The sequence below is a fragment of the Rhodococcus sp. AB351 genome (genome assembly GCF_049538275.1).
Taxonomy (GTDB): domain Bacteria; phylum Actinomycetota; class Actinomycetes; order Mycobacteriales; family Mycobacteriaceae; genus Rhodococcus.
In genome coordinates, this window is sequence record NZ_JBMVFW010000005.1 from 328,745 (window position 1) to 351,082 (window position 22,338).

At 68.6% G+C, this 22,338-nt stretch carries 24 protein-coding genes, 1 pseudogene and 1 riboswitch; of the genes and pseudogenes, 11 read left to right on the plus strand and 14 right to left on the minus strand.

Translation table 11 applies throughout. The features are described from left to right. The first annotated feature begins 1 nt into the window (after position 1). Positions 2-490: a DUF2771 domain-containing protein gene (locus ACPCXD_RS13955; RefSeq protein ID WP_088897816.1), complete on the plus strand. Its 489-nt coding sequence runs from the start codon at positions 2-4 to the stop codon at positions 488-490. A gap of 79 nt (positions 491-569) precedes the next feature. On the opposite strand, the gene ACPCXD_RS13960 is transcribed toward ACPCXD_RS13955, so the two are convergent. Beyond that, a complete protein-coding gene (locus tag ACPCXD_RS13960) occupies positions 570-977 on the minus strand; it encodes a cold-shock protein (RefSeq protein WP_229568255.1) in 408 nt (135 codons plus the stop codon). 193 nt (positions 978-1,170) lie between these two features. On the opposite strand from ACPCXD_RS13960, the gene ACPCXD_RS13965 reads away from it, so the two are divergent. The 3 genes from ACPCXD_RS13965 (at position 1,171) to ACPCXD_RS13975 (ending at position 2,865) form a co-directional block, all read left to right on the plus strand. Beyond that, the gene (locus tag ACPCXD_RS13965) at positions 1,171-1,413 is read left to right on the plus strand and encodes a hypothetical protein (protein ID WP_051032935.1); all 243 of its coding nucleotides are present in this window, start codon (positions 1,171-1,173) and stop codon (positions 1,411-1,413) included. Further along, positions 1,410-1,802 carry a YccF domain-containing protein gene (locus tag ACPCXD_RS13970; RefSeq protein ID WP_016691310.1) on the plus strand — a complete coding sequence of 131 codons (393 nt, stop codon included), beginning with the start codon at positions 1,410-1,412 and terminating at the stop codon, positions 1,800-1,802. The genes ACPCXD_RS13965 and ACPCXD_RS13970 overlap by 4 nt, the downstream gene beginning before the upstream one ends. Before the next feature lie 287 nt (positions 1,803-2,089). Next, a riboswitch (cyclic di-AMP (ydaO/yuaA leader) is annotated at positions 2,090-2,264 on the plus strand. A gap of 10 nt (positions 2,265-2,274) precedes the next feature. Continuing rightward, positions 2,275-2,865 (plus strand): resuscitation-promoting factor Rpf1 domain-containing protein, encoded by a 591-nt coding sequence (locus ACPCXD_RS13975; RefSeq protein ID WP_016691309.1) that lies wholly within the window; start codon positions 2,275-2,277, stop codon positions 2,863-2,865. 155 nt (positions 2,866-3,020) lie between these two features. Here ACPCXD_RS13975 and ACPCXD_RS13980 read toward each other — a convergent pair whose 3' ends face one another. Next, on the minus strand, positions 3,021-3,209 hold the full coding sequence (locus ACPCXD_RS13980; RefSeq protein ID WP_006551681.1) for a hypothetical protein: 189 nt from the start codon (positions 3,207-3,209) through the stop codon (positions 3,021-3,023). A gap of 59 nt (positions 3,210-3,268) precedes the next feature. Here ACPCXD_RS13980 and ACPCXD_RS13985 point away from each other — a divergent pair, with 59 nt between their 5' ends. Further along, positions 3,269-5,548, plus strand: a complete 2,280-nt coding sequence (locus ACPCXD_RS13985) for a helicase-associated domain-containing protein (protein WP_088897818.1) — start codon at positions 3,269-3,271, stop codon at positions 5,546-5,548. Between the two features lie 70 nt (positions 5,549-5,618). Here ACPCXD_RS13985 and ACPCXD_RS13990 read toward each other — a convergent pair whose 3' ends face one another. From ACPCXD_RS13990 to ACPCXD_RS14005, 4 genes are read right to left on the minus strand one after another with little or no spacing between them, the layout of a single operon-like run. Further along, a complete protein-coding gene (locus tag ACPCXD_RS13990) occupies positions 5,619-6,974 on the minus strand; it encodes an LLM class flavin-dependent oxidoreductase (RefSeq protein WP_423659980.1) in 1,356 nt (451 codons plus the stop codon). 28 nt (positions 6,975-7,002) lie between these two features. Further along, on the minus strand, positions 7,003-7,728 hold the full coding sequence (locus tag ACPCXD_RS13995; protein WP_423660002.1) for an ABC transporter ATP-binding protein: 726 nt from the start codon (positions 7,726-7,728) through the stop codon (positions 7,003-7,005). Beyond that, a complete protein-coding gene (locus ACPCXD_RS14000; RefSeq protein ID WP_160873790.1) occupies positions 7,704-8,567 on the minus strand; it encodes an ABC transporter permease in 864 nt (287 codons plus the stop codon). Before ACPCXD_RS14000 ends, ACPCXD_RS13995 begins: the two co-directional genes overlap by 25 nt. Beyond that, positions 8,564-9,628 carry a PhnD/SsuA/transferrin family substrate-binding protein gene (locus ACPCXD_RS14005; protein ID WP_423659982.1) on the minus strand — a complete coding sequence of 355 codons (1,065 nt, stop codon included), beginning with the start codon at positions 9,626-9,628 and terminating at the stop codon, positions 8,564-8,566. Before ACPCXD_RS14005 ends, ACPCXD_RS14000 begins: the two co-directional genes overlap by 4 nt. Before the next feature lie 626 nt (positions 9,629-10,254). Here ACPCXD_RS14005 and ACPCXD_RS14010 point away from each other — a divergent pair. The 3 genes from ACPCXD_RS14010 to ACPCXD_RS14020 all read left to right on the plus strand — a co-directional run bounded on the left by ACPCXD_RS14010 (position 10,255) and on the right by ACPCXD_RS14020 (position 12,393). Continuing rightward, positions 10,255-10,422: a hypothetical protein gene (locus ACPCXD_RS14010; protein ID WP_016691300.1), complete on the plus strand. Its 168-nt coding sequence runs from the start codon at positions 10,255-10,257 to the stop codon at positions 10,420-10,422. Between the two features lie 21 nt (positions 10,423-10,443). After that, a complete protein-coding gene (locus tag ACPCXD_RS14015; protein WP_016691299.1) occupies positions 10,444-10,602 on the plus strand; it encodes a hypothetical protein in 159 nt (52 codons plus the stop codon). Positions 10,603-10,734: 132 nt separating this feature from the next. Next, positions 10,735-12,393, plus strand: coding sequence for a DNA repair helicase XPB (locus ACPCXD_RS14020; protein ID WP_088897823.1), 1,659 nt, complete (start codon positions 10,735-10,737; stop codon positions 12,391-12,393). A 39-nt stretch (positions 12,394-12,432) separates the two neighbouring features. Here ACPCXD_RS14020 and ACPCXD_RS14025 read toward each other — a convergent pair whose 3' ends face one another. From ACPCXD_RS14025 to ACPCXD_RS14035, 3 genes are read right to left on the minus strand one after another with little or no spacing between them, the layout of a single operon-like run. Then, on the minus strand, positions 12,433-13,095 hold the full coding sequence (locus ACPCXD_RS14025; protein WP_160873788.1) for a response regulator: 663 nt from the start codon (positions 13,093-13,095) through the stop codon (positions 12,433-12,435). Continuing rightward, on the minus strand, positions 13,077-14,777 hold the full coding sequence (locus tag ACPCXD_RS14030; protein WP_160873787.1) for an ATP-binding protein: 1,701 nt from the start codon (positions 14,775-14,777) through the stop codon (positions 13,077-13,079). Before ACPCXD_RS14030 ends, ACPCXD_RS14025 begins: the two co-directional genes overlap by 19 nt. A 49-nt stretch (positions 14,778-14,826) precedes the next feature. After that, positions 14,827-16,194, minus strand: a complete 1,368-nt coding sequence (locus ACPCXD_RS14035; protein WP_160873915.1) for a citrate:proton symporter — start codon at positions 16,192-16,194, stop codon at positions 14,827-14,829. Between the two features lie 272 nt (positions 16,195-16,466). Here ACPCXD_RS14035 and ACPCXD_RS14040 point away from each other — a divergent pair, with 272 nt between their 5' ends. Both ACPCXD_RS14040 and ACPCXD_RS14045 read left to right on the plus strand, forming a co-directional pair. Further along, the gene (locus ACPCXD_RS14040) at positions 16,467-17,135 is read left to right on the plus strand and encodes a DUF3239 domain-containing protein (RefSeq protein ID WP_160873786.1); all 669 of its coding nucleotides are present in this window, start codon (positions 16,467-16,469) and stop codon (positions 17,133-17,135) included. Positions 17,136-17,152: 17 nt separating this feature from the next. Next, complete coding sequence (locus ACPCXD_RS14045) at positions 17,153-17,716, plus strand: GNAT family N-acetyltransferase (protein ID WP_026060962.1); 564 nt, start codon at positions 17,153-17,155, stop codon at positions 17,714-17,716. A 19-nt stretch (positions 17,717-17,735) separates the two neighbouring features. Here ACPCXD_RS14045 and ACPCXD_RS14050 read toward each other — a convergent pair whose 3' ends face one another. Beyond that, entirely contained in the window at positions 17,736-18,722 is a 987-nt protein-coding gene (locus tag ACPCXD_RS14050) for an LLM class F420-dependent oxidoreductase (protein ID WP_160873785.1), read from the minus strand. Positions 18,723-18,887: 165 nt separating this feature from the next. Here ACPCXD_RS14050 and ACPCXD_RS14055 point away from each other — a divergent pair, with 165 nt between their 5' ends. Next, entirely contained in the window at positions 18,888-19,937 is a 1,050-nt protein-coding gene (locus ACPCXD_RS14055; protein ID WP_423659988.1) for a patatin-like phospholipase family protein, read from the plus strand. Positions 19,938-19,940: 3 nt separating this feature from the next. On the opposite strand, the pseudogene ACPCXD_RS14060 reads toward ACPCXD_RS14055, so the two are convergent. From ACPCXD_RS14060 to ACPCXD_RS14070, 4 genes and pseudogenes are all read right to left on the minus strand, one after another. Beyond that, positions 19,941-21,220, minus strand: a pseudogene (locus ACPCXD_RS14060) (MFS transporter). Positions 21,221-21,296: 76 nt separating this feature from the next. Continuing rightward, complete coding sequence (locus ACPCXD_RS22925) at positions 21,297-21,470, minus strand: DUF8730 family Cys-rich protein (RefSeq protein WP_016691290.1); 174 nt, start codon at positions 21,468-21,470, stop codon at positions 21,297-21,299. Between the two features lie 44 nt (positions 21,471-21,514). Beyond that, positions 21,515-21,889: a thioredoxin gene (gene trxA, locus ACPCXD_RS14065; protein ID WP_016691289.1), complete on the minus strand. Its 375-nt coding sequence runs from the start codon at positions 21,887-21,889 to the stop codon at positions 21,515-21,517. A gap of 31 nt (positions 21,890-21,920) precedes the next feature. Beyond that, positions 21,921-22,338: rhodanese-like domain-containing protein (locus tag ACPCXD_RS14070; protein ID WP_423659991.1), on the minus strand; the 418-nt coding region annotated here is incomplete at its 5' end.

Consider the following 22,338-nt stretch of genomic DNA (forward strand, 5'->3'; position numbering starts at 1 on the left):
GTTGCAGGCCCGGACGAAGAAGACTCTCGCGCTGCTGCTGGTAGCCCTGGTGGTCGTGGTAGCGGGAGTCGCCGCCACGGTGTGGAAACTGGTCGATTCGGCCGAGCCCACGCTCCCCACGATCACCGCGTACGCACGGGGAGAGACCGTGACGGTCGACCCCGCGCAGCACTGCAATCTCTATCTCGAGGACTGCGTGGAGAACCCGATCGGTCAGCTCGACGTGCCGGCCGGTTACCCGCTGCAGCTGTCTCTTCCGTCGGAGATCGCCGACGCGCCGTGGCGCATCCTCACCGTCTACGGCGACACGCAGACCGGGCAGACCTACATCGACGGCGCGATGTTCGAGGCCGGTGCGCGCCGCACCCTCACCGTGGAGAGCTCTCCGGAGCTGCAGCTGCTCGGAGTGGAGATCCAGCTGCCGTCGGCCGTGGTCGACGAGGCCGGTGAACCGATCGCGCACGCCGTGTGGGCCGTCAAGACGTTCTGAGCTTCGGCCCCGCGTACGACGACGGGCCGTCCTCGCACATGGCGAGGGCGGCCCGTCGTGGTTCGTCCCAGGATTACATCTAGTGGTCGAGCTCGCGCGCGATCGCCCGCATGACCTCGGAGATGCGCTGCCCGGTCTTGCGGTCGGGGTAACGCCCGCGCCGCAGATCGGGCTGGACCGCTGCTTCGAGCAGCTTGATCATGTCCTCGACCATGCCGTGCAGCTCGTCCGGCGCGCGGCGCTTCTGCTGGGCGGGAGCCTCGCGGCGACCCTGCCGCAGCGTGGGCTGCTCGAGGAGCTCGACCTTCAGCGCCTGCGGACCCCGGCGGCCCACCGCCATACCGAACTCGACGCGCTGGCCGGGCTTGAGCGCTCCCACTCCCTCCGGGAGCGCCGAGGCACGGACGTAGACGTCCTCACCCTCGTCCTGGGACAGGAAGCCGAAGCCCTTCTCGACGTCGTACCACTTCACCTTGCCGGTCGGCACCGCGCTCACCTGCTCCTCGACAGCTGTGCCCCACAGTGGGGCAACCGTTCAACATGCAAAACAACGCGCCCCGACTCGGTCGAGCGGGACGCGTGGACACCTGTCAGTGTACCCGCAGAGGTGGGTCCGCCCCCGAATCGTCTTCCCGCTCCCGGACGTCACCGTCCGTCCTTGCGGCGACTACCGTGGTCACGTGGGTACTTCATCTTCGGATTCGTCTGCCGCCCCGCGTAACGGCCTCCTGAAGGCCGCGATCGCCTGCTTCGTCGTCGGTGTGGTGGCGGTCGTCGCCATCTTCCTCATTCCGGCGCTCACCGACGGCAAGCCCGGGCTCGTGCTGTACCTGTTGACCCTCGCATGGCCGTTGGGCTTCGCCCTCGCCATCGCCTTCGCGCTGCGCTCGGGCCGGCGCGCTCGGAATGGAGACCGGACATGAGGATCCTGCTCAACATCATCTGGCTGATCTTCGGCGGGCTGTGGCTCGCGCTCGGCTACTTCGCGGCAGGTCTGATCTGCTGCATCCTCATCATCACCATCCCGTTCGGCATCGCGTCGTTCCGGATCGGCATCTATGCGCTGTGGCCCTTCGGCAAGACGACGGTCGACAAGCCGACGGCCGGCGCCATGTCGCTGATCGGCAACGTCATCTGGATCCTGGTGGCCGGCATCTGGTTGGCCCTCGGCCACATCGCCACCGCGATCGCCATGGCCGTCACGATCATCGGTATCCCGCTCGCCGTCGCGAACCTGAAGATGATCCCGATCTCCCTGATGCCCTTGGGGCGGGAGATCGTTCCTGTGGATGCCCGCCCGAGTTACATGTGATCTTTCTCACATAACGAGCGGATAACGGGCGGGACTCGAAACGGATTTTCGGGTACCCGAACCCCACTACCTGGGACTTTATTCCCTGGTCTGCGCCACGCACGTCTGTCGCCACGCGAATCGGCGCGTTATCAATTGGTGACACTTCGCCCTCGGAACCGTTACCGTCATGTCCGGTCGAACCGCCTGGCTCGACCGGTCCGGAACCGCCGCGCCAAATTCCTGTCCCGTGGTTCCGGAAGTCCCGACGAACGATCCACAGGGGACAGGAAACGGGGGACCCACCGGTCTCCCAGGAACCGATCGGCCCACAGCCGGACGGTGTCCAGGAGGCCCGGGCCGACGCAACCGCGACGGTCCTCGGGGTGAAGCCGAAGGCGCTCCCAACGGAGCGACACGGCCGGGCAACCTCTTCAGCCCGAACCCGACAGCTGACCTCGTAGGTGCGTACGGAGAGGAACACGGAACCGACATGAGCGGACGCCATCGCAAGCCCACCAATACCGGTCGTACCGTCGCCAAGTTCGCGCTGACGGGTGCAGTCCTCGGCGTCACGGGTGTCGCGTTCAGCGGCACCGCCGCTGCCGCTCCCGACTCCGACTGGGACCGCCTCGCACAGTGCGAGTCCGGTGGCAACTGGGCGATCAACACCGGCAACGGTTTCCAGGGCGGCCTGCAGTTCTCGCCGAGCACCTGGAACGCCTACGGTGGCCAGGAATACGCTGCCACGGCCCACCAGGCCAGCCGCGAACAGCAGATCGCCGTCGCCGAGCGTGTCCTCGCCGGCCAGGGCTGGGGCGCATGGCCCTCCTGCTCGTCGAGCCTCGGACTGTCGAGCGCGCCCACGCAGCGCTCCGTCGACGCAGCCCCCAGCGCTCCCGCCGAGACCCCTGCGCCCGCCATCCAGAACGCTGTCCCGCAGCTTCCGGAGACCCCCGCTCTCCCCGCCGAGGTCCAGGGCATCCTGGCCGGCTTCGAGCAGGGCGTCACCGCACTCCAGGACGCCGGTGTCGAGCTCGACCCGAACATCCTGGACGCCGTTCGCGCGGTGCTCCCGCAGTAACACCCCGAACATCCCGGAAGGGCCCCGCACCGATCACGGTGCGGGGCCCTTCCGCATATGCGGACGAGCTCGTTCCTCCCTCACACGACGACGCCCGGCCCCACGAAGGGACCGGGCGTCGTACGGAAGAGCCTGTTCGGTGATCCGCGATCGGATCAGCGGTTGATCACCGTCTTCGGATGCGTGTAGGGCAGGTCCTCGACCGGCAACGGGAACACGGTGTCCTCACCGTACGGGGAGAGCGGACCGGAACGCGTGGACGACAGTTCGGTGACAGCGTGCTCACCGTCGGCCAGCTCGGGCCATCCGTGGTCGACGTAATGCTTTTTCGAAGAGGTAGCCATGCGCTCATTTTGGCAGGTGAGTTCGGGGCCTGCTACCGCAGGTCTCTAATCTGGAGGGGATGTCCCCGACCACGCCCGCTCCCGACACCGCCTCGGACTCCCTCGCCCGCTGGCTGGCAGGTCGACGCGACACGGATCTGGCCGCCACGCTGCGTGCCCGTCCCGATCTCGTGGTGCCGCCACCGGCGAGCATGAACGTGCTCGCGAGCCGAGCGCAGCAACGCGCCTCGGTCTTCCGTGCGGCCGACGAACTCGACACCGCCGCCTTCGGGATCGTCGAGGTCCTGGCCCGTCTCGGAGCGGTGGACACCCCCGTCTCCCGCGCCGCCGTGCTCGACGAGGTCTCCGGCCGCATCAGCGCGAGGAATCTCGACCGGATCCTGTCCACCCTGCGCTCGCTGCTGCTCGTGTGGGGGTCCACCGACGAGCTGCGTCTCGTTGCCGCCGCCGTGGACGCCGTTCCGTGGCGCGTCGGACGCACCGGCGACGTCACCGGACCGTCCCGGCAGGAACTCGACGACCTCCTCGCGGCTCTCCCGCCCGAGCAGCGCAGCATCCTCGACACCCTGTCGCGCACGTCCCCGATCGGCCGGACCCGCGACGCCGCGCCGGACACTCCCGCCGACCGGCCCGTGCAGAAGCTGCTCGCTGCCGGGCTGCTCTTCCGTATCGACGACGAGACCGTCGAACTCCCCCACCGGGTGGGCCAAGCGCTGCGCGACGACGCCCCCTTCGATCCGGCGGCGCTCGCTCCCCCGCGCGCACCGAAACCCACCCGCTCGACCGCCGACGTCAACGCGACCGCTGCCGGTGCCGCCCTCGAACTGTTGCGGCACTGCGAGGACGTTCTCGACATTCTCGGGGCGCAACCCGCTCCCGTCCTCAAGGCCGGAGGGCTCGGCGTCCGCGAACTGCATCGCGTCGGGAAGGCGGTCGGACTCGACGACGAGGAGACGGCGCTCGTCGTCGAGGTCCTTGCCGGTGCCGGTCTGATCGCGCGCGGCCTCCCCGACCCGCCGACACCCGGGGACGACGATCACTGGGCCCCGACCACCGCCACCGACGCGTGGCTCACGTCCTCCCCCGCCTACCGCTGGGCCGTGCTCGCCGGTGCCTGGCTCGACCTGCCGCGCCGGCCCTGGCTGATCGGCCGCCGCGACCAGAACGACAAGCCGGTCGCCGCACTGTCCGACGAGGTGAAGTCCCCCACCGCCGCCCGTGACCGGCGGCTGCTGCTCGACGTCCTCTCCGACGTGCCGGCGGCGGGCACGGACGTCGCCGACCTGCGTGCCGCTGCGGCGTGGCGTCGTCCGCGCTGGGCGGGTCGTTTCGACACGACGAGTGTCGTGGAGACCGTGCGGGAGGCGACGACACTCGGTCTCGTCGCGCACGGCATGCTCGCGTCGCCGGGCAAGGCGCTGCTGCACGGCGGCGACGCCGAGGCCGAGATGGCGGCGGTGCTGCCCGAACCCGTCGATTACGTGCTCGTCCAGGCCGACCTCACGGTCGTCGCTCCCGGCCCGCTCGTCCCCGAACTCGGCGAGCGGATCGCGCTCGTCGCCGATGTCGAATCGGCCGGTGCCGCGACCGTCTACCGGATCGGCGACAGCAGTATCCGGCGCGCGCTCGACGCCGGTCTCGGCGCGAGCGACCTGCACGGACTGTTCGCGACGCATTCGCGCACACCGGTGCCGCAGTCGCTCACCTACCTGATCGACGACGTCGCGCGTCGCCACGGACGCCTGCGGGCCGGTGTGGCGACGTCCTTCGTCCGCGCCGACGATCCGGCCCTGCTCACCGAGGTGCTGTCCGCCCCGGTCGCCGCCACGCTCGCCCTGCGCGCGGTCGCCCCGACCGTCGCGATCTCGCAGGCGCCTCTCGCCGAGGTGCTCACCGAGCTGCGCGCCGCGGGCTTCGCGCCCGCCGGGGAGGACGCCTCGGGAGCGATCGTGGATCTACGGCCCCGGGGCGCCCGTGTTGCGATGCCGCGTGCCCGGGCCCGCTATGCCGGACCCACCGCGCCGAGCGACGAGCAACTCGACACCCTCGTGCGCACGCTGCGCGCCGGCGACCGTGCGGAGGCCGCGACACCGACGGCCTCGGCACGTGGTGACGGCAGCCGATCCGGCGGTGCGGCGACACTCGCGCTGCTGCAACTGGCTGTGCACGGCAAGCGCAGCGTCACCCTCGGCTACGTCGACGCGCAGGGGGTGGCGACGCGCCGCATCGTCGACCCGGTGTCGGTGGGCGGCGGGCAGGTGCAGGCCTTCGACCCGGCGACCGGCTCGGTGCGCAGTTTCGTGCTGCACCGTGTCACGTCGGTGGCGCTGGTCGACTGACGACGGACCCGGGTGCGGTCGATCAGGCATCGCGCGGAACCGCCCACCACCGGCCCGTGGGCGGAGAGGCTCAGCGCTGCGTCGCGAACCGCGCGAACGCCCTGCCGACGGTGAACTGGTTCTCCGGCCGCGGGAGCCCGTAGTGCCCACGCAGGGTGGATTCGGTGTACTCGGCGCGGAACAGACCGCGCTCCTGCAGGATCGGCACCACACCGTCGACGAACTTCTCGAGCCCCGACGGCAGCACCGCGGGCATGATGTTGAAACCGTCGGCCGCGCCGCTGTGGAACCAGTGCTCGATCGTGTCGGCCACCTGCTCGGCCGTGCCCGCGAAAGTGCGGTGGCCGCGACCGCCGCCGAGGCGTTCGATGAGCTGCCGCACCGTGAGGTTCTCCCGTCGCGCGAGCTGCACGATGAGTGTGTACCGGCTCTTGGCTCCCTCGATCTCGTCCTCGGACGGCAGGTTCTCCGGCAGCGGCTCGTCGAGCGGAAGCTGCTCCGGCCGCAACCCGAACCGTTCGGCGAGCTGGTGGCGCGCGTACTCGGGCGAGATCAGCCGGGCCAGTTCGGCGTCGAGTTCGCGTGCCTCCTTCTCCGTATCGCCGATGACGGGCACGATGCCCGGGAGGATCAGCACCTGCCGCGGGTCGCGGCCGACCTTGCCCACGCGATCCTTCACGTCGTCGTAGAACGCCTTGCCCTCCTCGAAGGTGGGCTGGGCGGTGAAGATCGCCTCGGCGTACAGGGCGGCGAAGTCCTTGCCGTTCTCCGACGAGCCCGCCTGCACGAGCAGCGGGTAGCCCTGCGGCGACCGCGGCACGTTGAGCGGCCCGGCCACCGAGAAGAACTCTCCCTCGTGGTCGAAGGTGTGGACCTTCGCGGAGTCGGCGTGGATCGCCGCCTCCTTGTCGGCGACGATCGCGTCGTCCTCCCAGCTGTCCCACAGCTTGGTCGACACCTCGACGAACTCGGCGGCCCGCGCGTAGCGGCTCTTGTGCGCCGGCACCCCGTCGAGACCGAAGTTGCGGGCGGCATCGTCACCGGCGGTGGTGACGATGTTCCAGCCGGCACGTCCACCGCTGACGAAGTCCAGCGACGCGAATCTCCGCGCGAGGTTGTAGGGCTCGTTGTAGGTCGTCGACGCGGTCCCGATGAGACCGATTCGCTCGGTGGCCGTCGCGATCGCGGTGAGGATGATCGTGGGTTCGAGCTTGCCGCTCGGACGCCGTTCGGGATTCGCGAACAGTACGGGGCTGTCGGCGAGGAACACCGAGTCGAACCTGCCGCGCTCGGCGGTGCGGGCGAGCGAGATGTAGTGCTGGATCTCGAGGTTCGCGTTCGGGTCGCTCTCCGGCAGACGCCACGCCGCTTCGTGGTGGCCGATGGGCATGAGGAAGGCGTTGAGGTGCAATCGACGGTCGGTCATGTCTTCTCCTGTCGTGAAAGGTCTTTCGTCACGGTTGTGTGATGACACCGAGGGCGGTGAGGAGGTCCTCCCGGATGCCCCGGAAACCGGGGTCGGTGATGGAACGGGGTTTGTCGAGATCCACGTGGCGGTCGACGGCGATGCGTCCTTCGTCCAGCACGACGATCCGGTCGGCGAGGACGATCGCCTCGTCGACGTCGTGGGTCACGAGCAGCACGGTGGGACGGTGCGCGCGGACGAGGTCGTCGAGCAGTCCGTGCATCCTGATGCGGGTCAGGGCGTCGAGCGCGCCGAACGGCTCGTCGGCGAGCAGCAACTGCGGCTCCCGTACCAGGGCTCGGGCCAGCGCGACACGCTGTTGCTCCCCACCCGAGAGTTCGAGCGGCCAGGCGTCCTCGCGCCCGGCCAGGCCGACCTCGGCCAGCATCTCGGATCCGCTGCTCCTGCCCTGCCTGTCGAGACCGAGCGTGACGTTGTCGAGCACGCGCAGCCAGGGCAGCAGACGGGAGTCCTGGAAGGCGACGGAGACCTTCTCCGGTACCGCGAGTGCGCCGCCGCGGATCTCCACGTCGTAGTCGAGGCCGGCAAGAGCACGCAGCAGAGTGGACTTCCCGGATCCGCTCCTGCCGAGCAGGGCGACGAACTGCCCGTCGGGGATCTCGAGGTCGAGTCCGTCGAGCACGTTCCGGTCGCCGAAGCCGCGGATCAGGCCGCGGATGCGTACGGCGCTCATCCGCCCAGCGTCTTCCGCCAGGCGAGCGCCCGACGCTCGAGCAACCGGAGACCGGCGTCGGATGCCAGACCGAAGACGCCGTAGACGAGCAATCCGACGAGGATGACGTCCGGCTGACCGTAGTTCTGGGCGTTGAACATCATCTTGCCCAGGCCGCTCACAGCGTTGATGCTCTCGACCACGATCAGGGTGAGCCACGCACCGGTCACCGCCAGGCGCAGACCGAGGAAGAATCCGGGCAGCGCTCCTCGCAGCACCACCTTCCACACGAACTGTGCGCGCGTGAGACCGAGGACCTCGGCGAGTTCGACGTAGCGCTGCTCGAGCGCCGTGAGGGCGTTGTGCGTCTGGATGTAGATAGTCACGACCGTCCCGAGTGCGATCACCGTGATCTTGAAGGTCTCGCCGATGCCGAGCCACAGGATCAGCAGCGGGATGAGACCCAGCGTCGGGATCGCACGCTTGAACTGCACAGGGCCGTCGATCAGGGCTTCGCCGGTGCGGGTCAGACCGGATGCGAGCGCGAGCGCGGTACCGATGACGCATCCGATCACGAAGCCCAGCACGGCACGGCTCAGCGATGCCAGGATATGTTGTTGCAGAGTTCCTTCCGCGACGAGCTCGACCGCGCTGGTCACCACGGTCCAGGGAGCGGAGAGCTTGCGGTCGTCGATCCATCCGGCACCCGACCCGATCGCCCACACGGCGAGCAGCAGAACCACGCCGGTCATGCGCGAGAACGGGACGGCCTTGCGGAGACCGAGCCGCCGAAGCGGCCTGATCCCGTCCGTCGGTGGCGGATCGACGGGGTCCGGCGGGCGGGCGCCGACCTCCACCGGTTGTGTCAGTGTGCTGGTCACGAATCCGACCCCTTCCGGTACTCCTGCGGAACCGACTCCGCGGCAATCGTTTCGAATCTGCGATCGAAGATCTGCTCGACGTCGAACTCGTCGAACCATCCGGCCTCGTCGAGCAGTTCCGAGGTCTCCTGCGTCCATTCGATCGCGGAGTCCCAGTCGGTGGGATATGCCGGTTTCTGGCCGACGGTGTCGACGATCCGCCTGCCGTCCTCGTACGAGACCCCCTCGCTCTCGACGTAGTACTTCCGGATCCACTCGTCCCGGTTCTCCCATGCCCAGACGTCGCCCTGCGCCCACAGCGGGATGAACTCCTTGATCGCTGCGACCTTCGCGGAGTCCTCGAGCACGGACACCGGAGCCCACAGAACACTCAGCGCGTCGACCTCGGGCGTGAACACCCCTCGCGCACCCTCGGTTTCGTACTGGTTCAGGTACTTCGTGAGGGTCGGTTCCGCCAGCGGTGCGACGTCGACCTGTTTCGCCTGGAGCGCCGTGAGGAACTGAGTGCTCGGCAGTTCGACGAATTCCACCTCGTCGAGGCCGATTCCGGCCGACTTCAGCGTCCGGAGCACGACGACACCCTGAGCCTGCCCCGGCGACAACGCGATTCTCCTGCCGCGCAGGTCGTCCAGCGAATCGATGTCGGTACCGGGTGCCGTCGCGAGCGAGTACTGCGGCGAATCCTTCTCGCGTACGGCGACGATCCTGGCGTCGAGCCCGGTGGTATGGGCCTGGATGGGAGGAATCGCGGCATTGGCCGCGAGATCGACGGCGTCGCCGCGGAACGCCTGGATGACGTCGGGACCGGCCGAGACATCGGGCCAGTCCGACACCATGAACGGCAACTCGTCGATACGGCCGGTCGCCTCGAGCTGGATACGAGTGGGCTTGACCGCGATGCTCAACGACGTCCCCGGTGGAATCTCCTCGGGGAGTTCGGCGTCGGCGGACAATCCCCCGGTCGAACCGCCGGCGCACCCTGTGAGCACGACGCTCAGTGCGGCCGCGACGACGATCGGAGCGCGCGATCTTCGAGAGCGCACGAGTGAGGACACGGTCATGAGAACTCCTTGCGAAGGTGAACGGCGCGACGTCGCGCGGAATGCGCCGACGCGCGCTACCGGAAGACGAACGGGAACCCGAGCGCAGGCCCGGCCCCGAGAGGAACGATCCCGAAATCATCGGTCGCGGTTCGGAGAACAGCGACAGTGCGGACAGCCGCGGAACCGCGATCGGTGGACGACGCGACACGCACGGTGCTCGCGACGCGAGACGCTGCGGCCTGCGATCACGCTCCGGCCCATCGCTCTCCCCCGTCTGCCCGGCTGTGGACGTCCTCTGTCCGCACAGCATCGCCGGTGACGGTATCGGCCGCGTGGAACGTCCCGACAGGGATCGACGCACGGTGAAATCAACTCGGGAAACCGGAGTACGGAATATTTCGACGCCGTGTTCGGATGGCGCACAGAATAATTCGAGCGACTGGCTTTTCCTGGGAAATGACGTATGGTGTGGTCCTGTCGAGTGGTTGTTCATCGAAGATGGAGTGACAATGGCCGACAAGGGCAAGAATCCGAAGAAGCCTGCGAAGTCCCTGAAGGAACGTCGCCAGGAGAAGCGGCAGAAGGCCGCCGAAGCCGGCGAGTTCATTCGTAAGCGGAAGCGGAGCTGAATCCGGTTGCAGGCCATGGATCTCGAGATCGCAGCGCTCGAAGCGCTGTACGAGAAGATAAGTGGATTGTCCGGTCGGGAAACGGGCACCGACGCACAGCGGCACGGATATCGTGCCGCATTGGCGCGTGCACGGGTGTTCGTTCTCGACGAGCGAGCCGGCGCGATGAAACAGCCGGCCTGAGAAAGAGAAATCGGTACTGGAATGAAGCGGACGCTGCATGCCCTGGACAAGATCCAGGAACGACTCGAATCGGAACTGGATTCGAGGCCTCCCGCCTCCGAGAAGGACGCCGGCTACCGGTCCGGTATCTCCGAGGCACTGGTGTGCGTGATGGAGGTGCGGCAGTCGCTCGCACGGTGAGTACGCCGTGAAACCGGTCGGCCGTGCGTTCCCGCCACGGGGGAACGCACGGCCGTACACCGTCGTGGTGGCGCGGTACGGCCCGAACCTGGAGAATGGGAAAGTTCTACTTTCCATCCACAGGAGGCACTCGTGGCCGACGGACCGCTCATCGTCCAGTCCGACAAGACCGTGCTCCTCGAGGTCGATCACGAACGGGCGAACGAGGCGCGGCAGGCGATCGCACCGTTCGCCGAGCTCGAACGCGCCCCCGAGCACATCCACACCTACCGGGTGACGCCGCTGGCACTGTGGAACGCGCGTGCCGCCGGTCACGACGCCGAGCAGGTCGTCGACGCGCTGGTCTCGCATTCCCGGTTCGCCGTCCCGCAGGCCCTGCTCGTCGACATCGTCGACACCATGGGCCGCTACGGGCGCCTCCAGCTGGTCAAGAACCCCGCGCACGGCCTGACCCTGGTCAGCCTCGACCGGGCGGTGCTCGCCGAGGTCCTGCGGAACAAGAAGATCGCCCCGATGCTCGGCGCCCGCATCGACGACGACACCGTGATCGTGCATCCGAGCGAGCGCGGACGCGTCAAGCAGATGCTGCTGAAGATCGGCTGGCCGGCCGAGGACCTCGCGGGGTACGTCGACGGCGAGGCGCATTCGATCTCGCTGGACTTCGAGACGAACCCCTGGCACCTGCGCGACTACCAGGAACTGGCCGCCGACTCGTTCTGGTCGGGCGGCTCGGGTGTCGTGGTGCTGCCGTGCGGTGCCGGCAAGACGATGGTCGGCGCCGCCGCGATGGCGAAGGCCGGCGCGACGACACTCATCCTCGTGACGAACACGGTCGCCGGCCGCCAGTGGAAGCGCGAGCTGATCGCCCGCACCTCCCTCACCGAGGACGAGATCGGTGAGTACTCGGGTGAGAAGAAGGAGATCCGCCCGGTCACCATCGCCACCTACCAGGTGATCACCCGCAAGTCGAAGGGTGAGTACCGCAATCTCGAGTTGTTCGACTCCCGCGACTGGGGGCTGATGATCTACGACGAGGTGCACCTGCTGCCGGCGCCGGTCTTCCGCATGACCGCCGACCTGCAGTCCCGCCGCCGCCTCGGCCTCACCGCGACCCTCGTGCGAGAGGACGGACGCGAAGGCGACGTCTTCTCCCTCATCGGCCCGAAGCGGTTCGACGCGCCGTGGAAGGACATCGAAGCCCAGGGCTGGATCGCGCCTGCCGACTGCGTGGAGGTCCGCGTGACCCTCACCGACGCCGAGCGCATGGCGTACGCGGTGGCCGAGCCCGAGGAGCGGTACAAGCTGTGCTCGACCGCGCGCACCAAGATCCCGGTGGTCAAGTCGATCCTCGAGCAGCACCAGGACGCCCCGACACTCATCATCGGTGCCTACATCGATCAGCTCGACGAGCTCGGTGAAGCGCTCGACGCCCCGGTCATCAAGGGGTCGACGAAGACGAAGGAACGCGAGGCGCTGTTCGACCGGTTCCGGTCGGGCGAGTTGAAGGTGCTCGTCGTGTCGAAGGTCGCGAACTTCTCCATCGACCTGCCGGAGGCCTCGGTCGCGATCCAGGTGTCGGGCACCTTCGGTTCGCGGCAGGAGGAGGCCCAGCGTCTCGGGCGGCTGCTGCGTCCGAAGCACGACGGTGGGCAGGCGCACTTCTACTCCGTGGTCTCCCGCGACACCCTCGACGCCGAGTACGCCGCGCACCGCCAGCGGTTCCTCGCCGAGCAGGGTTACGCGTACCGGATCACCGACGCCGACGACCTGCTCGGACCGCAGATCGGCTGACGCGGAGTTCTCCGGAACCGCGGATCACAGGGACCAGCGTCACAGCGGTCGGTATTCCTGTTCGGGACGGCCGGTGGTGCCGTAGCGCAACTGCATCCGCAGGCGTTTCCTCGCGACGAGGGCCGCGAGATAGCGCTGGGCGGTCGCGCGCGACACCCCGATCGTCACGGCCACCTCCCCCGCCGACATCGGTTCCGGTGATTCCCGGAGCGCCTGCATCACGAGTTCCTCGGTCATCGAACGCGAGGGGGCCGGGCGGGCGGCCGGCAACACCGGTCGCAGTGCAGCCAGCGCCGTGTCGATCTCGGTCTGGGTGAGCTCCTCCCCCGCGACGACCCTGCGGTACTGCGCGTAGGCCGCCAGGCGGCGGGCCAGTTCGGTGCTCGCGAACGGCTTGACCAGGTACACCAGCGCACCGGCGGCGAGCGCCGCCCGCACCGTCGTGCCCTCGCCGGCGGCACCGAGCACGAAACTGTCGCATTCGAGGCTCCGGATCAGGTCGACCCCGGAGCCGTCCGGCAGATACACGTCCACGAGGGCGAGATCGACGGGACCGGACCGAACGGCGTCCCGAGCTGCCGCGATGCTCCCGGCGACCGCGCAGATCTCGAATCCCGCCACACCCGAGACCACGGATGCGTGGAGTTCGGCGACGCGGAAGTCGTCGTCGACGACGAGGACCTTCAGATCCGTTCCGCCCATCCCCTATCCCTTTCGTCGAGCATCCCGGGCAGCGTCGCCAGGAAGACCGCACCCCCGGTCGGATTCTCCGGTGTGCGCTGCCCGCCTCGGTCCGCCAGCACGACGTCGCCGCCGTGCAGCCGTGCGATGCGCCGTGCCAGCGCCAGCCCCATTCCGCGACCGCCGGGCACCGTCGGATCGCTGCGGGTCGTCGCGCCCTCGACGAAGACGTCGGGCAACGCGGGATCGACGCCGTCGCCGGTGTCGGCGACACTCACGTGCAGGTCGGCACCGTCCTCCATCAGTTCGACCTCCACCTCGGCCGGTGTGCGCCCGCTCGTGCGTGCCGCCTCGATCGCATTGTCGAGCAGGTTCCCGAGCACCGTGGTGACGTCGACGGGCGCCTGCACGGTGGCGTGCACCCATGTGTTCTCGCCGAGCACGAGCCCCACTCCCTGCTCGCGCGCATGCGCGGCCTTCGCGACGAGGAAGGCGTGCAGGTAGGGGTCGGTGATCGCGTCGATGCCGTCGAGCTGCTCACCGAGCGGACCCGAACCCAGGATCTGTTCGATGTACTCGAGCGCCTGCTCCGCGTGCCCGCGGCGGAGCAGTCCGTCGAGCAGGTGGAGGCGGTTCGCGAATTCGTGCCGCTGGGCCCGCAGCGCCGTACTCATCGCCTTGACGGCATCGAGTTCACGCGTGAGCGTCTCGATGTCGGTCCGGTCCCGCACCGACATCACCGTGCCGAGATCCCGGCCGTCGCGCACCACGCGCCGCGAGACGGCGACCACGACCCGGTCGCCGGTGGTCGCCGCGACCGGGATGCCGTCCGCGGCGCGCAGCACGTCGAGCAACCGCGGGGTGATCCCGAGAGTGTCGACGCTGTGGCCGATTCCGTCGTCGAGGTCGACGCGGTGGCCGATCCTGTCGTCGAGATCGAGCAGGCGACGTGCCTCGGCATTGACGACCGTGACGATGCCGCGGGCATCGGTGCCGACGACCCCGTCGGAGATCCCGTGCAGTACGACCTCCTGTTCGCGGACCAGCTCGGTGAGCTGTTCGGGTTCGAGTCCCAGGGTGAGTCGCTTCCAGCGGTTGGCGAGCAGCAACGACCCGGCAGCACCGCACCCGAGCGCCGCGAGCGCGATCAGTGCGGCATCGGCGAGGTCGCTGCGCAGATCGGCGCGCACCCGGTCGGTGGCGATGCCGACGCTGACCTCCCCGACCACCCTGCCCGAGACGGAATCGCCCACCGGCACCTTGGCCCGCACGGAATCGCCGAGCGTGCCCGACTCGCTGGTCATGACCTCGCGTCCGGCGAGCGCCTCGGTGGGATCGGTGCTCACCCTCCGGCCGAGCTGCTCCGGATCGGGATGCGCGAGCCGGAGCCCCTGGTCGTCGGTGACCACGACGAACAACGCTCCGGTGGCGGTGCGGACCGCCTCGGCGGCCTGCTGCACCGCACCGGATGCGAGTTCCGGGTTGTCCGGGGAGACCACCCCGTCGTCGGCGGCCGAATAGCGTGCGACCTCGTCCCGCACGGTCGGGTCCGCGGACACCGACCGTGCGATCGCGAGCGCGCGCTGACCGTGCTCGTCGGTGACTCGGTCCTCGGTGGTGGTGGCGAACACCGTGAATCCGATGCCGAGTGCCACCGCCACCACCGCGGACTGGAGCAGAAGTACCTGGGTGCGAAGTTTCACGGCGTCGCTCCCGTTCGTCCCATCCGTCCAGTGTGGCCCGCGGCCGATCTCACCCGAACGGAATCTGCCCGAGTACCACCCCGACCACGAGCATCACGATCGAGACCACTCCGGCGCGCCACAGCACCTTGCGGTGGTGGTCGGCCAGCGGCACCCCGGCGAGGGTCACCAGCAGCAGGATCGCCGGGACCAGCGGGCTCTGCATGTGGACGGGCTGTCCGGTGATCGATGCGCGCGCCATCTCGACCGGTTCGATGCCGTACTGCGCTGCGGTCTCCGCCAGGACGGGGAGCACCCCGAAGTAGAAGGCGTCGTTGGTCATGAAGAAGGTCATCGGGATGCTGAGCAGACCGGTGATGACGGCGAGGAACGGGCCGAGCGAGTCGGGGACGACGCCGGTGAGCCACAACGCCATCGACTCGACCATGCCGGTGCCCTGGAACACGCCGGTCAGGACGGCCGCGGCGAACACCATCGCGACGACCGACACGATGCTCGACGAGTGCCGTGCGATCGCGGCGGACTGGTCGACGACGCGCGGGAAGTTCATGGCCAGCGCGATACCGGCGGCGATCATGAACAGCACGGGGATCGGCAGGATGTCGAGACCGAGGACGACGAGCAGCGCCACCGTGAGGATCGCGTTGAAGGGCAGCAGACGCGGACGCAGGGTCGGACGGTCGGGGTCGAGCCCGGCAGCCAACTGCCCGACCTCCCCGGCCTCGTCCGTGTCCTTGCCGACCGTCGTACCCACTCCGGACGGACCGGCGCCGAGCGGCATCAGGTCGGGCTTCCACGTGAGCTTCCCGAGGCGGCGACGTTCGACGAAGCCCAGGTGAGCAGCGAAGCCCAGCACGACCACGAGTCCGACGACGAGCGACGGGATCATCGGGACGAACACGTCGGACGGGGACAACCCGAGCGCGCTGGCCGCGCGCACCGTCGGCCCGCCCCACGGGATGATGTTCATCGTGGCGTTCGCCAGGCCCGCGACGACGGTGAGGACGACGGGGCTGACCTTCAGTTTCAGGTAGAGCGGCAGCAGTGCGGAGGTGGTGATGATGAAGGTCGTGGACCCGTCTCCATCGAGGGAGACGACCATCGCCAGCACTGCGGTTCCGATCACCAGTCGTGCCGGGTCGTCGCGCACGAGCCGCAGGATGAGCCGTACGAGCGGGTCGAACAGGCCGACGTCGATCATGATGCCGAAGAAGATGATCGCGAAGAACAGCAGTGCCGCTGTGGGGGCGAGACTTTCGACGCCGTCGACGATCATGTCGCCGATGTCGGTGCCGGCTCCGGCGATCAGGCCGAACGCGACCGGGATCAGGATCAGGCCGACGACCGGGGTGGCCCGTTTCGACATGATCAGGTACATGAACGTGGCGACCATCAGGAAGCCGAGGACGACGAGCATGGCGGTGCCCACTTTCTGACGGGGTCGGGGCCGGTCCGGGCACACGTCGACCACGGGTCGCGGGTGCGACCGGAGGTTCGGTGTGGGGGTCCGGCTCGAAGCCGTGAGGGTTGTGTGATCTCTGCTACAGCAGAGTGTGTGGCCACGTCCCTCACCGAGTCACCGTTGCGCGCGATAGCGCCGTTGTGCGCATTCTGCTCGAGCCCGCCGCGGCCGGGCTCGCCGCCGGAGACCGGCAGTGGTCGGCCGAAGGGCTCCCATAAGCTGGTGGCGTGCGCCGCTTCGACTTCCCTGTGGACCTGCCCCATGCCAAGGCCGTGAACCAGACCCTCGCGGATGTCCGTCGTCTGCGGTGGTCGGCGATATTCGTCGGCCTGGTGTGTGTCGCGGGTGCGGTGGGTCTGTTCCTGCTCGGCGAGGCCTGGGCGTACATCGTCGCCGCCGTGCTGGCGGTCGCGGCAGCGACGTCGGTGTGGGTGGCATTGTGGGCGCCGCGCAAGGTGGGGACCATCGAGCAGCTCTACCGCGACAGCCCGCTCGTCCCGGCCGTCGTCGCCGCCAAGCGTGCCCGCGGGCTGACGCTGCTCGCGCTGGTCGACATCGCCAAGCCCGAGACGTCCGGTCGGCACTTCGCCCTGGTCACCCGCAACGTGGAGGCGGTGCCGGGTCACCGGATCGCGATCGGTGAGCGGGTGCCGTGTGCCGCGGTCCTGTCCGACCGCACGACCCGCAACGACTCGGGGGTCTGGCAGATGGTGGGCCCCATGCCGATCGCCTGGGGTACCCGTGATCAGAAGATCATTGCCGACGCGGTCGCGCAGATCCCCGAGGTGGAGTGGCGCGTGCTGAAGGACAAGCTGAAGATGGTGGACCAGATCGACGCCACCGACGAGCGTCGCCTCGAACTGGCGAGCAAGGAACTGCCGCCCGAGATGCGGTGACACAGGACTGCGGTGACATGGACGTACGCACGCTGACCGACGGCGCGGTGGTGCTCTCGCCACCGGGTCCGGCCGACGTCGACGCCATCACCCAGGCGTGCCGGGATCCGCTGATCGCCCGGTGGACCACCGTGCCCTCCCCCTACGCCCGAGCGGACGCGCTGCACTTCGTCGAGGACGTCGTTCCGGCCAAGTGGGCCCAGGGATGGCCCGACTGGGCCGTGCGCACCGCCGCGGACGGAGTATTGCGCGGCATGGTCGGATTCGTTCCGCGTGAGGGCTCGGACCCGGAGATCGGGTACTGGATCGCACCGACGACGCGGCGCCACGGACTCGCGACCGCCGCGGTGCGCCTGGCATGCGGTTTCGCGTTCGCGCCGGACGGCATGAACGTCCCGCGGGTCGCGTGGCGTGCCTTCGTCGGCAACCATGCCTCCGCCGCCGTCGCACGACGGGTCGGGTTCCGGTACGAGGGCATCGCCCGCAACGGCCTGCTCCAGCGGGGCGTGCCGCGGGACGTGTGGGTCGCCGGACTGTCCGCCGACGACCCACCCGGACCCGTGGAGGGCTGGCCCCTCTAGGTCTCAGGGGCAGTGGGCATCACGCGAGGTGCGGGAGCACTTCCTTCTCGAGCAGTTCCAGCCCCGAGGTGTCGTAGGCGGCTTCGGGAACGTAGAAGATCGCGTACTCGAGCCCCTGCTTCTTCAGCGCGGTGAGGTTCTCGACGATCTGCTCGGGGGTGCCGACGGCGGGCATCCCCCGGAAGGCGTCGAGCGCCCCGTCGGCCTTCTCCGCTCCGACGATCGGTTCGAGACGGGCCCGCAGTGCCTCGAGCCGGTCCTGCACCTCGGCTTCGGTGCGGCCGATCGCCACGTTGTAGTTGGCCGATCGCACGATGGCGTCGAAGTCGGTGCCGACCTCGGCGCAGCGCTCGCGCAGGATCTCCGACTTGCGCGCGAACCCTTCGGGTGTGCCGTCGAAGTTGGTGTACTGCGCGTACTTCGCGGCGATCTTCAGGGTCACCTTCTCGCCGCCGCCGGCGATCCACAGCGGAATACCGCCGTCCTGCAGCGGAAGCGGACGGACGATGGCTCCGTCGACGGTGTAATGCCTACCCGAGAACGTCGCGGAACCCGTGGTCCACGCCTGTCGGAAGATCTGCACGCCCTCGTCGAGTCGGCGCAGCCGCTCACCCGGCGACGGGAATCCGTAACCGTATGCGCGCCATTCGTGTTCGTACCATCCGCCACCGATCCCCATCTCGATGCGCCCACCGGAGATGATGTCGGCGGTGGCCGCGACCTTCGCGAGATAGGCGGGGTTGCGGTAGGCCATGGCGGTACACATCTGGCCGATGCGCACGCGCTCGGTGACGGCGGCGAAGGCCGACACGAGGCTCCATGCCTCGTGGGTGGCCTCGTCGGTGGGTTCAGGGACGGTGTGGAAGTGGTCGTACACCCAGATCGACTCCCACGGGCCGCGATCGGCGCGGACCGCTAGGTCGCGCATCACCTGCCACTGATCGGAGGGCTCGATGCCGACGAGGTCCAGGCGCCAACCCTGGGGAACGAACAGTCCGAAACGCATGCGGCTCCTTCGCTGATAGGTACGGGGCGCGATGTCGTCCATCCACCCACAGGCTCCAGTGTGCAGTGCGACCGCCGAACATTCTTCCGAACTCCGGCGCTGTGCGCGACACGACGACTGCGCTCCCGTCGGATATCGGTGAGGGTGCTGCGTACCATCGGACCCATGGCCGGACGGACACGCGTGGCACTCGCCCTCGGCAGTGGCGGTGCCCGCGGATACGCCCATATCGGCGCCATCCGGGCGATCGAGGAACGTGGCCTCGAAATTGTCGGAGTCTCAGGCTCTTCGATGGGCGCGCTGGTCGGTGGCGTCTACGCGGCAGGCGCGATGGACTCGTACACCGAATGGGCCACGGGTCTGTCCCAGATGGATGTGGTGCGCCTTCTCGACCTGTCGGTCTCGGCCCCCGGCGCGATCCGCGCCGAACGAATCCTGTCCAAGATGCGGGAGATCCTCGGCGATGCGGTGATCGAGGAACTCCCGATTCCGTTCACCGCAGTAGCCACCGACCTCGCAGCAGGTCGCGCCGTCTGGTTCCAGCGAGGTCCCGTCCACGCTGCGATCCGGGCGTCCATCGCGATACCCGGTGTCATCACGCCGGTGATACTCAACGGCCGCGTCCTCACCGACGGCGGCACCCTGTCGCCCCTACCGATCGCACCGACGGTCGGCATGCCCGCCGACCTCACGATCGGAGTCAGCCTCGGTGGGGAGGAGCAGGGCTCGGCACGATCACCCGAGAACGCCAGCTCCGAGGCACGGCCCATCGAGGAATGGAAGGCACGTTTCCGGCGCAGCGCCAACCAGATGCTCGACACCGACATCGTGCGGTCGGTGGTCAACCGGTTCTCGATCAATGCGGCGAACGACGAGCCGCCGGAGGAGGACACCGAGGACACTGGCGACGTCGACGCCGACGATGCGCTCATCCCGAAGTTCGGACGCGTCGCGGTGATGAACCGGTCGCTCGACATCATGCAGTCGGCGCTGTCCCGGTTCCAGCTGGCGGCCTATCCGCCCGACATCCTCGTGGAGGTCCCGCGCACCGCGTGCCGAAGTCTCGACTTCCACAAGGCGGCCGAGATGATCGCGCTGGGGCGCGCACTCGCCGAGGACGCCCTCGATCGTGCCGGTATCGCGGCCTCCGCCCCCACCGGTCCGGGGCCCGAGATCTCTGTCGACTCGTCACCGGACGAGCCCGGCTCGCCTTGACTGCTACCGAGCAGCGGCGACCGGCCGGTGTGTTTCGTACATCCGGAGAGCGACGATCAGCGCGGAGGTTGCGCTGACGGCCGCAGCGACTCCGACGGCGGCGTGCAGACCCATCAGGTCGGCGACGATCCCGCCGAGGACTGCCCCGACCGCGTAGCCGAGATCGCGCCAGACGCGGTAGACGCCGACGGCCCTGCCTCGCCAGACCGGGTGGGCGACGTCGCCGATCACGGCCAGCAGGGCGGGATAGACCATGGCGGTGCCCGCGCCCAGCAGTACGGTGCCGGTCGCCCAGCCCGCGAATGCGTCGCTCAGCGCGATGACCGCCAGGGCGGCGGCCTGTGCGGCCATTCCCGCGGTGATCAGGTGCTTCCGGCCGATCCGGTCCGAAAAGGCTCCGGTGACCAATTGTCCCGCGCCCCACACTCCTGGATAAAGGGCGAACAGCAGGCCGATCTGTGCAACGGCGAGATCCGCGGTGGCGAACAACAGGGGAACAATCCCCATGAGAGACCGAAATTGAGGTTGTTGACCAGTCCCGCCTGACTCGCCGAGGACAGAGCGGGTTCCCGAAGACTGGTCTGGGCCACGATCTCACGGTCGGTCAGGTCGGCGTGAAGGTGATCGTGGATCCCGTCGGCGCGGGCCACATGTTGCCCGGCGTCGAGCAGTGCGTGATCCCGAGTTTCCTTCACGAAGAAACCCGACAACACCAACGCCAGGGCTGTGTACGCGAGCCCCAACAGGAAGGGTGCCGGGCGCAGACCGAATTGCTCGGCCAGGTGACCGGCGAACAGTGATGTCACGGCGACAGCGCCGTAACCTGCAGCTTCGTTGAGTCCCATGGCCAGACCGCGCCGGGCCGGACCGACCAGATCGATCTTCATCACCACGGTCGTCGACCAGGTGAGCCCCTGGTTGATACCCAACAGTACGTTCGCGGCTACCACCCACCACCAGTCGGTGGCGAGAATCAGCATGAGAGGTACCGGCAGGGCGAACAACCATCCCACCAGCAGCACGGGTTTGCGTCCGTAGCGGTCGGAGAAGGTCCCGGCAAAGTAGTTCGCGGCGGCCTTGGTGATCCCGAAGGCGGTCACGTAGGTGAAAATGAATGTGTAACCGCTCAGCCCGAATTCGTTCTCGGCAAGCAGCGGCAGCACGGCCTGTTGCTGACCGACCATGCCTCCCACCAGGGCGTTGACCACCACCAACAGGGTGAACTGCGCGGCGTTGGCCCGCAGGCCCAGCACCGGAGGCCGGGGCGTGGCCCTGGGGCTCACGTCCCGGCCTCCGGGTCGGGGCCGACGGCTACGGCCGGTTCCGGTTCGGACACCGTCTCCATGGTTGTGACCGAGGTCAGCGACGGAAGAGCGAACGCACGCTTCGACGCTCGGCGCGGGCCGGGACGGTGTCCTGACCGCAGGTGCAGCGATCGGCGGCGGGCACGGAACGCAAGACGGCGTCGACATGCTGTCCGCATCCGCCCCATCCGGTCTTTCCGCAGTTCGGGCAGGCGACGGGGTAACACATGAGAGTCCTCCTCGATGAGAGTTCGCTACGGACCCGGCGAAGGGTCAGGAGCGGGAGGCTGCGCGTTGTTCGGCAACCTGGTCGTGGATCTCGGTCATATCGAGGGCCTCGATCCGGGTGATCAGGTCCTCGAGAGCCGGTGCCGGCAACGCGCCGGGCTGTGAGTAGACGAGCACACCTTCTCGGAATGCCATGATCGTCGGAATCGAGCGGATGTTCGCCATGGCGGCGAGCTGCTGCTCGGCCTCGGTGTCGACCTTGGCATGCACGATCTCGGGGTGTACCTGCGACGACTTGTCGAAGACCGGGGCGAAGGCACGGCACGGGCCGCACCACGACGCCCAGAAGTCGACGAGCACGATATCGTTGCCGACGATGGTGGATTCGAAGTCCGCCATCGTGAGGTTCTTCGTCGTCATCGTTTCCGTTCCTTTCTCCGGGCCGGAATGATCAGGCAGGGACGTGAGATTCGGCCCACGCGTTGTAGCCGCCGAGCAGGTCCGTGACGTTCTCGAAGCCCTGGGCCCGCAGCAGCGAAGCCGCCACGCTCGAACGCCATCCACCGGCACAGTGCACCACGATCGGCTTGCCGGCGGGAACCTGGTCCAGACGGGCCCGCAACTGCGCCAACGGGATCGGCACCGCGCCCGGGATCGTCCCGAACTCGCGCTCACCGGGGTTGCGGATGTCGACGAGGGTGACCGCGTCGGCGGCGAGCAAGCGGTCGAGTTCCTCGACGGTCGTCCGGGGTGCGGCCTCGATCAGGCCGGCCAGCTCCGCGGGGAAGGTCCCGTCCCGATCGACGTTCAGATAGCCTGCGGCACCGTCGGATCCGATTCGCGCCAGGCGCACCGCGGCGTCCTGCTCG